This is a genomic window from Streptomyces sp. NPDC086519 (genome assembly GCF_040686075.1).
GTDB classification, from domain to species: Bacteria; Actinomycetota; Actinomycetes; order Streptomycetales; family Streptomycetaceae; genus Streptomyces; species Streptomyces shenzhenensis.
In genome coordinates this window covers 142,465-155,134 of sequence record NZ_JBFBJL010000005.1, presented here as the reverse complement: position 1 = coordinate 155,134, position 12,670 = coordinate 142,465, and the positions used below count along the sequence as shown (strand labels likewise).

Sequence of the window (12,670 nt, the reverse complement as noted above, 5' to 3'; positions counted from 1 at the left end):
CACCGGCCGGCACCGGCCGGCACCGGTGTGAGCCGATGCGCCCCCTGCGCTCCTTGTCGACCCTCGGTTAGGGTGGACTCACCGAAGGTGACGGGAGGGGACGTTCCGTGACAGCCGACATCACCGTGTTCGCCGAGAACCTCGCCGAGGCGGCAGCGGTCCCCCGCCTCGCCGTCACCCGGGTCGGCGTGACCGGACACCGGGCGATCCCCCCGTCCGTCCTGCCGTACGTGCGCTCCGCCCTGCGCGACCGGTTCAGCCGCACCGACGTGGAACTGGAGGCCCTCAGCTGCCTCGCCGCCGGCGCCGACCAGCTGTTCGCGGACATCGCCCTGGCCCACGGCGTCCCGCTGACGGCCGTGATCCCCGGCATGGACTACGAGGCCCACCTGGGCGACGAGGAGGCCCGGAGCACGTACCGCAGGCTCCTGAGGTCCTGTACGACCCGTGTGGACCTGCCCCGCCAGCCGACGCACGAGCAGGCCTACTTCGCCGCGGGCCGCTGGATCGTGGACCACTGCGACCACCTGGTCGCCGTATGGGACGGCCGTCCGGCGCGCGGCAAGGGCGGCACCGGCGACGTGGTGGCCTACGCGCGGCACAGCGGGGTACCGGTGACGGTGCTGTGGCAGGCGGGGGTGCGGCGGGCCTGACGTCCGGCCGCCGGTCCTGGCGGGGCCGTGCAGGGGCGTCAGGAGCCGAAGCGCACCAGCCACTCCGTGTGCGCCGGGGACATCAGCCGCTCCGTCTCCCCCACCGCCTCGGCCCAGCCCGCCTCCGTCACCGTCGTGGTCATGGCGATCCGGGCGGTCTCCAGATCCTGTTCGATGAGGGAGTGCGCGTACGTCAGCGGACCGTGCCGGCGTACCTCCTGCCAGGCGACGCCCGCCGCGGCGGCCGCGCTGAGCAGCCCCGCGAGGTCGGCGCCGCCGAGCAGGCCGACGGTCCGCAGCAGGGCGGCGGCGAGGGCGAACAGAGTCAGGGCCGCGGTGACGGAGGACCAGCGGGCGGCGGCGCGGTGCGCGCGGACGGCCCGGTTCTTGTACCAGACCGTCTGCTCCAGGAGCCGGTCGCGCAGGTAGAGGTCCCGGCGGGCCGCGAAGGACTTGGCCCGCTCCGCGCGCATCCGCGGGGTGATCTGGCCCTTGCCCCGTGCGCCGGGGTCGCTGCGGGAGTCCTCCCAGCCGCAGGTGCGCAGCTCGCGCAGGCGTTCTTCGAGGCGCTCGGCGAACACCGCGTCCGGATCGGCGACATGGGAGTGGAACGGGCCGCCGTGCACCATGTACTGCCAGGCCAGCGACTTCACCAGCTCGGCGGCCGCCCGGTGCGCCTGCCAGTGGGCGCGGCTGCGACGGCGCGAGGTGCTCAGGCCGAGGGCGATCGTCAGCCCGTACAGCACGGCGGCCAGCACCGTCATCACATGGCCTGACGCCTGCTCGGTGAGAACGGCGGCCGCGGTGGCCAGAAGCAGCAGGATCAGATGCGTGCGCACCGCCCGGAACGAGTCACTCTGATGGCGTAACGCCCAGTCGTCACTCACCTGGAACAACGGCGGCAGATCCCGCTCGCCCAGTGTGGTGCCCGGTACAGGAGTGGTAGCGGCCCCCATGAACGCCCCCCGAATTCACCGCACGCCCCCGAAGGCCTGAGCGCGCCCCCGACAAGATGGCCTAAGAAAACAATGAGCGGTGAACGCAGGCCCGGGCACAAGAGGTTCGCGGAGCATTCCTGGTATAGGGTCCGCACCATCGGGACCAGACACGGTTCCGCGCACCCGAACCGGAGCGACGAAACATCATGCCCAACGCGACGCACGCCCTCGCCCCCGCGCCGGCCCCCCGGCACACCCGCCTGGCGGACATCGACCCGTACGAGGCCTCCGCGTCGCGCGACGCGGGCCGCGTGATCGACGTCCCCGACCACCGTTCGCACCGGTCGGTCACGTTCAACTCCGCGGCCTGAGCAGAGGCGACGCCGCGCGAGACAGCACCCGGACGTGGGTGCGCGGGCGGCCGCACGCGCCGCTCGTACCCACGTCAGCGCGCTGATGACGCGTCAAGATTCCCCGCGGTAATACGGTTTGCGGCGCCCCGCGAGTGGGAAGCGTGCCACACTTCCTTCGGTGACGAGCCAGTCGCCCGACAGCCCACCTCTGAGACAGCTGGTCCTCAAGATCCACAGTAGGTGTGATCTGCTCTGTGACCACTGTTACGTGTACCAGCACGCCGACCAGAGCTGGCAGTCGCGCCCCACCTTCATCCGCCCTCAGACGGTGCGTTCCGTCGCCGCCCGGCTGGCCGACCACGTCGCCTCCCGGTCCCTTGAGTCCGTCTCGGTGATCCTGCACGGCGGCGAGCCGCTGCTGGTCGGCCCGGCCCGGCTGCGGGACATCTGCGCCGAGCTGACCCGCGCCCTCGCCCCGCTGACCGTGCTCGACCTGCGCATGCACACCAACGCGGTCACCCTGAACCGGCGCCACCTGGACGTCTGCCGGGAGTTCGGGGTCCGGGTCAGCGTGTCGCTCGACGGCGACCGCGCCGCCAACGACCGGCACCGGCTCGACCGCGGGGGCCGCAGCAGCTACGACCGGGTGGTCCGCGGCATCCGGCTGCTCCAGGAGCCCGAGTACCGCCACCTGTTCAGCGGAGTGCTGTGCACGGTGGACGTGGCGAACGACCCGGTCGCCGTGCACGACGCCCTCACCGAACTGGCCCCGCCGCGGATCGACTACCTGCTGCCGCACTCCACCTGGGACTCCCCGCCGCCCAACCCGGCAGGGACGGCCACCCCGTACGCCGACTGGCTGCTCGCGGTCTTCGACCGCTGGGAACAGCAGGGCCGCCCGATGCCGGTGCGGACCTTCGACTCGGTGCTCAGCACCCTGCGCGGCGGACCGCCCCTGACCGAGGCGCTGGGCCTGGCACCCAGCGACCTCGCCGTGATCGAGACGGACGGCACCTTCGAGCAGGCGGACTGGCTCAAGACCGCCTACGCGGGCGCTCCGGAGACCGGGTACGACGTCTTCCGGCACGGCTTCGCGGAGTTCGCCGCGCACCCCGGTGTCCAGGCCCGGCAGCGGGGTGTCGAGGGGGTCAGCGACACCTGCCGGCGCTGCCCGGTGGTGCGGTCCTGCGGCGGCGGGCTGTACGGGCACCGGTACAGCTCCGAGAACGGGTTCGACAACCCCAGTGTCTTCTGCGGTGATCTGCGCTCCCTGGTGGAGGGCATCGCCGACCGGGTGACCGACCGCTCGTTCTCGCCGGCGGTGCTGGGCTCGGCCCACCTCTCCTGGGCCCAGCTTGAGCTGGACCGGCTGCTGCTGCGCCGGGCGCGGGGGCAGCTGGCGTCCGAGCCGGACTGGGCGGACGCCTGGCGGCTGCTGCTGGCCCTGGACGCCCGCCCCGAGACCGCCCGGCATCTCGACGCGGTGCTCGCGCACCCGTACGTGCGCACCAGCCTCCAGCGCTCCCTGCGCGGCCCCGCCGACACGGCCCGGTTCATGTCCCTGGCCGCCGCCGCGGCCCTGCGGGCGGGGGCGGCGGCCACCCTGTCCTGGGACCAGCCCGGCACCCGGCTGCACCTGCCCACCTGGGGCACCTACCGCCTCAGGGCCGCAGGCCGCATCGAGGTCACCGTGGCCCCGGACGCCTTCCGGGTACGCGAAGGCGGCGAGTCCGACCCGGTGTGGGTGCGCCTCGACGAGGTCCCCGTCTCCGCGCGCTGGCGCCCCGTCGACCGGCTGCCGGTCCAGGACGGCCCGCTGGTCGACGACGCCGACCCCTACCGGGACTGCTACCCCTTCCCCGTCGCCCCGCCGCTGGAGTGCGGCGAGTTCGCCGAACGGATGGCCCGCGCCTACGAACTGCTGGCGAAGGACGCGCCGGACCGGCACCGTGACCCGGACGCCTTCCGCCCCACGGTCCTCACCCCGCTGGCGGCGGGCAGCGGTCTGGTGCTCGGTACTCACGGGTTCGGGGCGCTGGGGGTGGCGGTCGACGTGACGCCCGAGGAGTTCGCCCGGGAACTGACCCGTATCGGCCGCCGGGCCCGCCTGACCGCCCTGCGCGAGACGGCCGACCTGCACCGGCCGGGCAGCCCCGCCGGCGCCCTGCTGGACCGGGCGGACGACGGGCTGGGCCGGCGGGCGCGGGAGGAGGCGGCAGCCGCGCTCACGGCTCTCACCCTGCTGCCGGGGTCCGAACTGACCCCGACCGGGGCCGTGCTGGTGGCCCGCATGTGGTCGCAGTGGTCGAGTGTCCGCGAGGGATCATGACCGCGTGACGCGGTCGTTCGCGGTGGGCGGCGCGTTCCACCCCGCCGAGTGCCGCAACAGGCCCTCGGCCCGGCTGCCGCGCCGCGTGTCCGCCCCGGGGTGGGCGAGTGGGCCTCGCGGGCGGTCGTGCTCCGCGGGATGCGGGACGCGGCGGGGCACGTCAAGGGGCAGATGTCTGGATATCGCCGGGCTTTGGCCTGAAAGGAGTGAACCGGATACGGGGTCCGTCAGGCACATTGTTGAGTCCGGCGGAGGCGCGCACCGGCGACGGGGTCCGTCCAGCGGCTCGCCGACGCGCAGGGGGACGTGCGGACATGGGGGAACGGGTGCAGGATCGGGCTCCGGACAACCGGCCCTATTTCTTCCTGTCGTACGCCCACACCCCGCCATGGGGTCCGGACGGCGGCGACCCGGACCACTGGGTGCGGGTCCTGTACAACGACCTGTGCGGCCACATCATGGCCCTCACCGACCTGCCCGCGGGCTGCCCGGTCGGCTTCATGGACCGGGAGATGCGCTCCGGGGAGGGCTGGCCCGAGAAGCTGAGCGAGAACCTCGCCTCCTGCCGGGTGTTCGTGCCGCTGTTCTCGCCGCGCTACTTCTCCAGTGAGATGTGCGGCCGCGAGTGGTACGCGTTCCACGAGCGGATGCTGAACGCCAGGACCACCGGCACGGCCACCGCCTCGGCCATCGTGCCCGCCCTGTGGACGCGCGTCGACATGCGCGAACTGCCGGACTCGGTACGGCACATCCACGTCGAGAACACCTCGTCGGGCGGGCGGTACCTCAGCAACGGGATCTACGGGCTGATCAAGCTCAGCCGGCTGCGCGACGAGTACGACGAGACCGTGTTCGGCCTCGCCGAGCGCATCGTGCAGGCGGCCCGCGAGTCCGGGCTGCCGCCCGGCCGCCCACGGGACTACGAGAGCACCCCGAGCGCCTTCAAACCGCGCGGCACCGGACCCCGGCACATCCGGCTGACCGTGGCCGCCCCCACCGAGGACTCCGTCCCGGAGCACCGCGACGCCCGGCCGTACGGCGACGACGCGCTGGACTGGAATCCGTACCACACCGAGTCGACGCGCGCGCTGTCCGCACACGCCGAGGAACTGATCCGCTCGCTGGACTACCGGGTGACCGTCGCCGCCTTCGACGACGAGCACCCCGTCGAGGAACCGAACGGATCCGGGGAGCGGCAGCCCGGCATCCTGCTCGTGGACCAGTGGGCACTGAGCGACGAGGAACGCCGCAGCAGGCTGAAGACGTTCGACGCGTACGCCCGCCCGTGGGTGAGCGCGATCGTGCCGCGCTGCCGGGCGGACCTGCAGAACCACGGGGAGCAGGGGCGGCGGCTCGCCGAGGAGCTGGAGCGGGTGATGCCGACGATCCTGGAGCGGGCCCGGCGCAGCGACACCCGGATCGCCGTCAACGGCGTACCCACGCTCAAGTCCTTCACCAGGGTGCTGCCCGAGGTGGTCGCCTACACGACCCGGCAGTTCCTGAAGAACGCGGAGGTCCGACTGCCGCCGGGCCCGCACGTCCCCAGGCCCCGCCTGGCGGACCCCTACCCGTCGTCCGGCCCGGACACGGGAGACGACCCCGGAGGAGAGGCATGACGGCCGCACGCGACGGACGCATCATCACCTTCTACTCGTACAAGGGCGGCACCGGACGGACGATGGCGCTCGCCAACACCGCGTGGATCCTCGCGGCCAACGGCAAACGCGTACTCGCAGTGGACTGGGACCTGGAGGCTCCCGGGCTGGATCGTTTCTTCCACCCGTTCCTGGACCCCAACGTGCTCGCCGCCACCGGGGGCGTCCTCAACATCCTCCAGGACTACGCCTGGGCGGCGACGGACGGCATCACCCGCACGGGCCCCTGGCACCTGGAGTTCGCGGACGTCGAGCAGCACGCCGTCTCGCTCTCCCCCGAACGGCAGGGGCTCGGCTTCGAGAAGGGCGGCTCGCTCGACTTCCTCTCCGCCGGAAAGCAGTTCCGCGCCTACTCGGGCACGGCGTCCTCCCTGGAGTGGGACAACTTCTACGACCGTCTCGGCGGCGGCATGTTCCTGGAGGCTCTGCGCGACAGCATGAAGCGGTCGTACGACTACGTCCTGATCGACTCGCGCACCGGGCGGTCGGACACCGCGGACATCTGCACCCTCCAGATGCCCGACCTCCTCGTCGACTGCTTCACCTTCAGCGACCAGGCCCTGGACGGCGCGGCCGACGTGGCGTACAGCGTCGGTGACGAGAGCCGCAAGCGGCGGATCCGGGTGCTGCCGGTGCCGATGCGCGTCGACGACGGCGAGAAGGACAAGGTCGAGGCGGGCCGCGCGGTGGCCCGGTCGAAGTTCGCCGGAATGCCGAAGGGGCCGGGCGGGGAGCGGCTGAGCGCCGACGAGATCACCGCCTACTGGGGCAGCGTCGAAATACCGTACAAGCCCTATTACGCGTACGAGGAGACGCTCGCCGTCGTCGGTGACAAGAAGGGCGACCCGAAGTCGCTGCTGGCCGCGTTCGAGCGGCTCACCGCGTTCGTGACCGACAACGAGGTCACCTCGCTGCCGCCGATCCCCGATCCGGCGCGGCTGCGCTGCCGGGACGCGTTCATCCGGCGGCGGCCGCAGACCTCCGCGGTGCGGGTGGAGATCGCCTACGCGGCGGAGAACCGGATGTGGGCCGACTGGGCCGAGTCGCTGCTGAAGCGGGCGGGGTGCGCCGTCGTCCTGCACGACCTGGCCGCCGGACCGCTCGGCGGTCCCGCTCCCGGCACCCGCGCCCTGGTGCTGTGGTCCAGGGCGCTGTACGACTCCCGGCACACCGAGGACCTGCCGGGCCCGGCGGCCGGCGGCGACCCGCTCCCGGGATCACTGATACCGGTGCGGGTCGACGAGGTCCAGCCACCGGAGTCGTACCAGCACCAGGCCGACCTGGTCGACCTGCACGGACTCGACGAACCCGGCTGCGAGGCGGCGCTGCTCGGCGCGCTCGAACTGCCCGCGCAACTGCCCAAGGGCGGACCGGCGGCACCCCGGTTCCCCGGCCATGTGCCGGACCACTGGAACGTGCCGCAACGCAACAGCACCTTCACCGGCCGGGGTTACATCCTCGAAAAGGTGCGCGAGCAGCTGCGCAGCGGCATGACCGCGGTACTGCCGCAGCACCAGGCGCTGTTCGGGATGGGCGGGGTCGGCAAGACGCAGATCGCGCTGGAGTACGTGCACCGGTTCGGCGCCGACTACGACCTGGTGTGGTGGGTGCCGTCCGAGAACGTCGACAACGTGGTGGCCTCGCTCGCCGAACTCGGCTCCCGCATCGGCGCGCCCGGCGGTGAGGACATGGCGCTGGCCAGCAAGGAAACCGTGCGCATGCTCTCCCGGGGCAACCCCACCAAGCGGTGGATCCTCGTCTTCGACAACGCCGACGACCCGGAGGACCTGGCCGGTTACATGCCCACCACCGGCGGCGGCCACATCCTGGTCACCTCGCGCAACCAGGCGTGGTCGGACAAGGGACAGACGCTCCAGGTCGACGTCTTCCAGCGGCAGGAGAGCAAGGAACACCTGTCCCGGCGCGCCCCGGGCCTCACCTCCGCGGAGGCCGACCAGGTCGCGGAGGCCGTGGGCGACCTGCCGCTCGCGGTGGAGCAGGCCGGTGCCTGGCTGGCCGAGACCGCCATGCCCACGGCCGAGTACCTGCGCCGCCTCACCGAGGAGACCGCGGCGGTGATGGGGCTCAACCAGCCCTCCGACTACCCCGAGACGGTGGCCGCCACCTGGAACATCTCCATCGAGCGGCTGAAGGAACGCTCGCCCGCCTCGGTCCGGCTGCTCCAGCTGTGCGCGTTCCTCGCCGCCGAGCCGATCTCCTCGGAACTGCTCTACGACAGCGACGAGATGCTCTCCGCCCTCCGCCTGACGGAGAGCATGCTGATCGGCCAGCTGGTGCGGGAGATCGGCAAGCTCGCGCTCGCCAAGGTCGACCAGATCAACCGCTCGATCCAGGTGCACCGCCTGGTGCAGGCGGTGATCCGCTCCCAGATGACGGAAGAGGAGCGGCGCAAGGCCCGGCACACGGTGCACGAGATCCTCCGAGGCGCCCGTCCCAAGGGCGACGAACCCACCGACAACCGGGAGAACTGGGCGCAGTTCGACATCATCTGGCCGCACCTGACCGCCTCCGACGTCCGCAACTGCACCGAGGCGGAGCCGCGCCGGCTGCTCATCGACCGCGTCCGCTACCTGTGGAAGCGCGGCGAGTTCCCGCGGGCGCAGCGCCTCGCCGAGGAACTCCTCGACCACTGGAGGGAACCGCTCGGCGAGGACGACGAGCAGTACCTGTACCTGCGCTGCCAGCTCGCCAACGTGCTGCGTTCCCAGGGGCTGTACGTCGAGGCGCGGGAGATGGACGACGACGTGCTGCGGCGGCAGCGCCGGCTGCTCGGCGACCGGCACCCGCACACGTTCATCACCACCTCCGGCCTCTCCAGCGACCTCGCGGCACTCGGCGAGTACACCAGGGCGGTGGAGCTGGCGAAGGAGGCGCACGAGGGCTTCAGCGACCTGTTCTACGAGGCCCACCCGCGCACCCTGAACGCGGCCAACAACCTCGCCCTGGCGCTGCGCATGGTCGGCAGGTACCGGGACGCCCTGCTGATCGACGAGGTCACCCTCGCCCGCCGGACGCAGGTGCACGGCACCGATCACATCTACACGCTGTCGTCCGCGGAGAACCTCGGCCGCGACCTGCGCGAGGTCGGCGAGTACCAGGCGTCGGTGGCCATGCTGTCGCGGGCGTACGAGCAGCACAAGCGGGTGCTCGGCGAGGAGTTCCCGGGCACGTTGCGGTGCGCGAAGTCGCTCGCGGTGTCGCTGCGCCGGGCGGGCAAGCTGGAGGACGCGCGGCTGCTGACGTCGGAGACGCTGAAGCAGTACCGCGCCCAGTACACCGCGCCCACCCCGGACTCGCTCGCCTGCGAACTCAACCTCGCCGCCGACCTGTTCGCGGCCGAGGACCCCGAGGGCGCGCGTGACGTCGCCCAGAAGGTGCTCACCGAGTACGTGAAGAAGCCGGGCGAGGCCCACCCCTACACGCAGACCGCGATGAACAACCTCGCGGTCTTCCACTGGGGCTGCGGTGACAGGGAGAAGGCCGAGGAGGTGTTCCAGAAGGTGCTGGAGCGCATGACCGAGGTACTGGGCGCCCACCACCCGCACACCCAGTTCTGCTCCGCCAACTACGCCATCGTGCTCGCCCAGACCGGCCGGCTGGAGGAGGCCTGGGAGCGGGAGCGGCTCAGCATCGACGCGCTGCGCGCGGACCTCGGCGCCGACCATCCCGAGGCCCTGGCCGTCGTCAGCAACGGCGCCCTCACCCTGAGCGCCCTCGGCCGCGTGGACGAGGCCCGCACGCTGCGCGAGGAAGCCGTCGGCAGGCTGCAGGGGCTGCGCGAGAAACTCGGCGAGAACAACGGCATCACCCGCTTCGCCCTGGACGAACGGCGAGTGTACCGGGACCTGGAGCCGCTGGCCGTGTGAGCCTCGTGCGGCCGGGGCGGACGGCCCGTCGGCCGCGCGCGGTCATCCTCGGGGTGTCCCCGCCAGCAGCCAGTCCAGTACGTCGGGCAGGGCGCGCAGCGAGGCGAAGTGCGCCGCCTTCGGCTCCAGGACCGCCTTGGCGCGCGGGATGCGCGCGGCCAGCCAGGAGAAGTGGGAGGCGGGCGAGAACACGTCCTTGGCGCCGTGCCACAGCAGCACCGGCACCCCGATGTGCGCCGGATCGAAGCCCCACGGGCTGGTCAGCGCGAACGCGTCGTCGATCCAGCCGTACGGCGAGGTGCGCAGCGCCTCGTGGTAGGTGCGCAGCAGCATGGACCGGATGCTGGTGTCGGAGACGATCAGCCGGTCCTCCTCGGTCAGGTCCGCGCGCAGGTCCTCCAGCAGCCGCGCCGGGTTGCTGCGGATGACGGCCGAGCGCGGGATGATCCGGGCCGCGTACCGCTCCGGGTCGGTGAAGGCGGTGTGGAACTCCAGGACGTTGAACGGTGCCATCCCGGCGAACCAGTCGAGCCCCTCGGCGTCCCGTGGCGCGAGCCCCACCAGGGCGGCCGCCCGGGTCACCCGGCCCGGCAGCAGCGCCGCGCAGGCGAGGGCGTGCGGTCCGCCGCCGGAGCGGCCGGCCACCGCGAACCGGCCCAGTCCGAGGGCGTCCGCGACGGCCGCCACGTCCTCGACGACGTCCACGACCCGCCGTCCGGGGCGGCGGTCCGAGCCCCCGTACCCCGGCCGGTCGAAGCTGATGAGCCGGGCGCCCTGCTGGTACAGGAACATCGGCCGGGGCCGCGGCCCCACCCGGCTGCCGGGCATCCCGTGCAGCAGGAAGACCGGCCGCCCTTTCGGATCTCCGGACACCTCCACCCGCAGCCGCCGCCCACCCGTCGTCCGCACCAGATCAGGCACCGCCGTGTCCCCCTCCCGCGGCGCCGGCGGGGCCGCGTTGCCGGGCCATTGCCCGCAGAGCCGGACGGTGAAACGAACGTGCAGGTCAACCGGCTTGAAAACGGCCCGGCTTGGGGGCGGCACCGGGCAAGTGCGCGCCGGGTCGGCGCCCGTCGTCCGCGACACGGACCAGCGTAAGGAGACCCGCGCGTACGACGGCTCTGCGTCACGCTGAGGAAGCCCTCACCGGCCAAGATCATTTCGCGGCGGCTGTCGGGCTCACCGGGCCGGGAAGGTGTTTCGATCGAAACGAAGCGAAACGCCCGCTCGACTCGGTTCGGCCGACCCGAAGCCGGCGCCTGACAGGCATGGCCAACATGCCTGACACTCCTCGGACATCTGTCAGGCACGTCCCTGAACAGGGCACTTGCCTCACACATGCCTGACGCTGTTTTGGGCAGGGTGAAGGGGAGGTCGCTCGATCGAGTGTCGTTGGCGGATCGGCGCCGAGACAGGGGCCCGACCGGGATACTTGAAGCGGTGACCACGGCAGCAGAGTGATGAGCGCATGTGGGTCTCGGCGTGGGCTTGACCGGCGCGGCTGTCGGCGTCGCGGTGCTGTACTGGCTGTGGGTTCGCATCGGCTGCCGCTGCCGGGCACGGGATGACTCCGCCGACGCGGAACACCTGGGCCGGGCTACCGGTCAGTTCTCAGGTCCTCGAAGTGAGCGCTGCGATCGGGCGCAGGGTTGAAACCGTGCCAGATAGGCGAGGGTCGAGCCGCTCCTGGTGCTCAGATGCAGGCCGGACGCGTCGGCGAGACGGTGCAGAGGGCCGAAGGGGATCCAGTGCCGGTCGAAGAACTCGCCCACGACCAGCCGTCCTGCGGGGGTGAGCACCCGTACTGCCTCATCGAGCACCCGTTGTGGTTCCGGGATCTCGCCCAGTGCGGTCACCAGATACATGGCGTCGAAGGTGTCGTCGTCGAAGGGCAGCTCGCGGGCATCCGCATGGGTGGGCACGATGTTGGGTACTGCGCGCTGCCCCGCGCGGCGCATCACGTGGCGGAGCATCTCGGGTTGGATGTCGAGGATGTCGAGCTGCCCGTGGGGCCCGAGTTGCGGTGCGATGTGCAGCGACTGCAGTCCGGTGCCGGGCCCCACTTCGAGGATCCGCTCGCCCGGGCTCGGAGTGAGCACCGCGTCGAGCCGGGCGGATGTGAGGAACGGCAACGGCAGGTCCAGCAGACTGCGTTGGGCGTAGGGGTACGGCGCCTTGTCGCCGAACCACCAGGCGCCTGCGGCGGCAGCGGCACTGAGGGCGCAGGCCCAGCGCAGGCGCGGTGCGGTCAGGACAGCAGAGCCCATGGTGTTCTCCAGTTCCGTGGTATCCGTGGTTGCAGCCCGGGGCGGTGTGGCGGGTTTCACGGGGTGCGGGGCAGCGCTCGAACCGCCAGGCGGACGCATACCGCTGCGAGCGGAAGTTCTGCGAACAACGCCATGACCAGCGCCGCGCGCAGTTCGCTCCCGCTGGCCGCGGTCATCGTGTCGAACCAGGCGTCGACGGTGAGCAGGGCGGCCGTCGCGGCGGCGGCCGGTGCCAGTCGCCGATCCCCGCGGGTGGCCAGCAGACCTGTGGTGATCAGGCCGACCGCCTCCAGCGCGTCCAGACCCACCCAGGCGGCGGACCAGTGCGAGGCACGGAAGGTGGTCGGCAGGCTGGTGGCCAACACGACGAGCCACGGCAGCAGCGCCACCCCGCAGCCGGCCAGGACAAGACCCCGCCGTCGGCCTGGAAGGCGGTCCGGACGACGGCGCTGCGGGCTGGGGAGCGATCCTGTGCGCGGGCCGTGCGGCCTGCGTATGCCGCGCTCGGCGTCCGGCTCCGGGAACAGTTCGATGATTTCCTGCACGTCCTTCAGCCTGAGCCGCACAGCGATCACAGTCAGTAACGCC

At 72.1% G+C, this 12,670-nt stretch carries 9 protein-coding genes; 5 read left to right on the top strand and 4 right to left on the bottom strand.

Annotated features, from left to right (window positions below):
• Positions 1-125 precede the first annotated feature (125 nt).
• Positions 126-653, top strand: coding sequence for a hypothetical protein (locus AB0P24_RS07525; protein ID WP_365791347.1), 528 nt, complete (start codon positions 126-128; stop codon positions 651-653).
• 38 nt (positions 654-691) lie between these two features.
• Here the strand turns inward: AB0P24_RS07525 and AB0P24_RS07520 are convergent, their stop codons facing one another.
• Positions 692-1,609: a DUF4231 domain-containing protein gene (locus AB0P24_RS07520; RefSeq protein WP_365791271.1), complete on the bottom strand. Its 918-nt coding sequence runs from the start codon at positions 1,607-1,609 to the stop codon at positions 692-694.
• Positions 1,610-1,797: 188 nt separating this feature from the next.
• On the opposite strand from AB0P24_RS07520, the gene AB0P24_RS07515 reads away from it, so the two are divergent.
• The 4 genes from AB0P24_RS07515 (at position 1,798) to fxsT (ending at position 9,815) form a co-directional block, all read left to right on the top strand.
• Entirely contained in the window at positions 1,798-1,962 is a 165-nt protein-coding gene (locus tag AB0P24_RS07515) for a hypothetical protein (RefSeq protein ID WP_365791270.1), read from the top strand.
• A gap of 160 nt (positions 1,963-2,122) precedes the next feature.
• Positions 2,123-4,273, top strand: a complete 2,151-nt coding sequence (gene fxsB, locus AB0P24_RS07510) for a radical SAM/SPASM protein FxsB, inactivated metallohydrolase extension form (RefSeq protein WP_365791269.1) — start codon at positions 2,123-2,125, stop codon at positions 4,271-4,273.
• A gap of 326 nt (positions 4,274-4,599) precedes the next feature.
• Positions 4,600-5,889: a TIR-like protein FxsC gene (locus tag AB0P24_RS07505; protein ID WP_365791268.1), complete on the top strand. Its 1,290-nt coding sequence runs from the start codon at positions 4,600-4,602 to the stop codon at positions 5,887-5,889.
• Positions 5,886-9,815, top strand: coding sequence for an FxSxx-COOH system tetratricopeptide repeat protein (gene fxsT, locus AB0P24_RS07500; RefSeq protein ID WP_365791267.1), 3,930 nt, complete (start codon positions 5,886-5,888; stop codon positions 9,813-9,815). The genes AB0P24_RS07505 and fxsT overlap by 4 nt, the downstream gene beginning before the upstream one ends.
• A 42-nt stretch (positions 9,816-9,857) precedes the next feature.
• Here the strand turns inward: fxsT and AB0P24_RS07495 are convergent, their stop codons facing one another.
• The 3 genes from AB0P24_RS07495 to AB0P24_RS07485 form a co-directional block, all read right to left on the bottom strand.
• A complete protein-coding gene (locus tag AB0P24_RS07495; protein WP_365791266.1) occupies positions 9,858-10,736 on the bottom strand; it encodes an alpha/beta hydrolase in 879 nt (292 codons plus the stop codon).
• Positions 10,737-11,419: 683 nt separating this feature from the next.
• Positions 11,420-12,082, bottom strand: coding sequence for a methyltransferase domain-containing protein (locus AB0P24_RS07490; protein ID WP_365791265.1), 663 nt, complete (start codon positions 12,080-12,082; stop codon positions 11,420-11,422).
• Between the two features lie 56 nt (positions 12,083-12,138).
• Positions 12,139-12,627 carry a hypothetical protein gene (locus tag AB0P24_RS07485; protein ID WP_359410435.1) on the bottom strand — a complete coding sequence of 163 codons (489 nt, stop codon included), beginning with the start codon at positions 12,625-12,627 and terminating at the stop codon, positions 12,139-12,141.
• Positions 12,628-12,670: the final 43 nt, after the last annotated feature.

What these genes read in the sequence shown, in the direction of transcription:
- fxsT (WP_365791267.1), top strand. Translation starts at nt 5,886, where the DNA reads ATGACGGCCGCACGCGACGGACGCATCATCACCTTCTACTCGTACAAG.
- AB0P24_RS07520 (WP_365791271.1), bottom strand. Translation starts at nt 1,609, where the DNA reads ATGGGGGCCGCTACCACTCCTGTACCGGGCACCACACTGGGCGAGCGG.
- AB0P24_RS07490 (WP_365791265.1), bottom strand. Translation starts at nt 12,082, where the DNA reads ATGGGCTCTGCTGTCCTGACCGCACCGCGCCTGCGCTGGGCCTGCGCC.
- AB0P24_RS07515 (WP_365791270.1), top strand. Translation starts at nt 1,798, where the DNA reads ATGCCCAACGCGACGCACGCCCTCGCCCCCGCGCCGGCCCCCCGGCAC.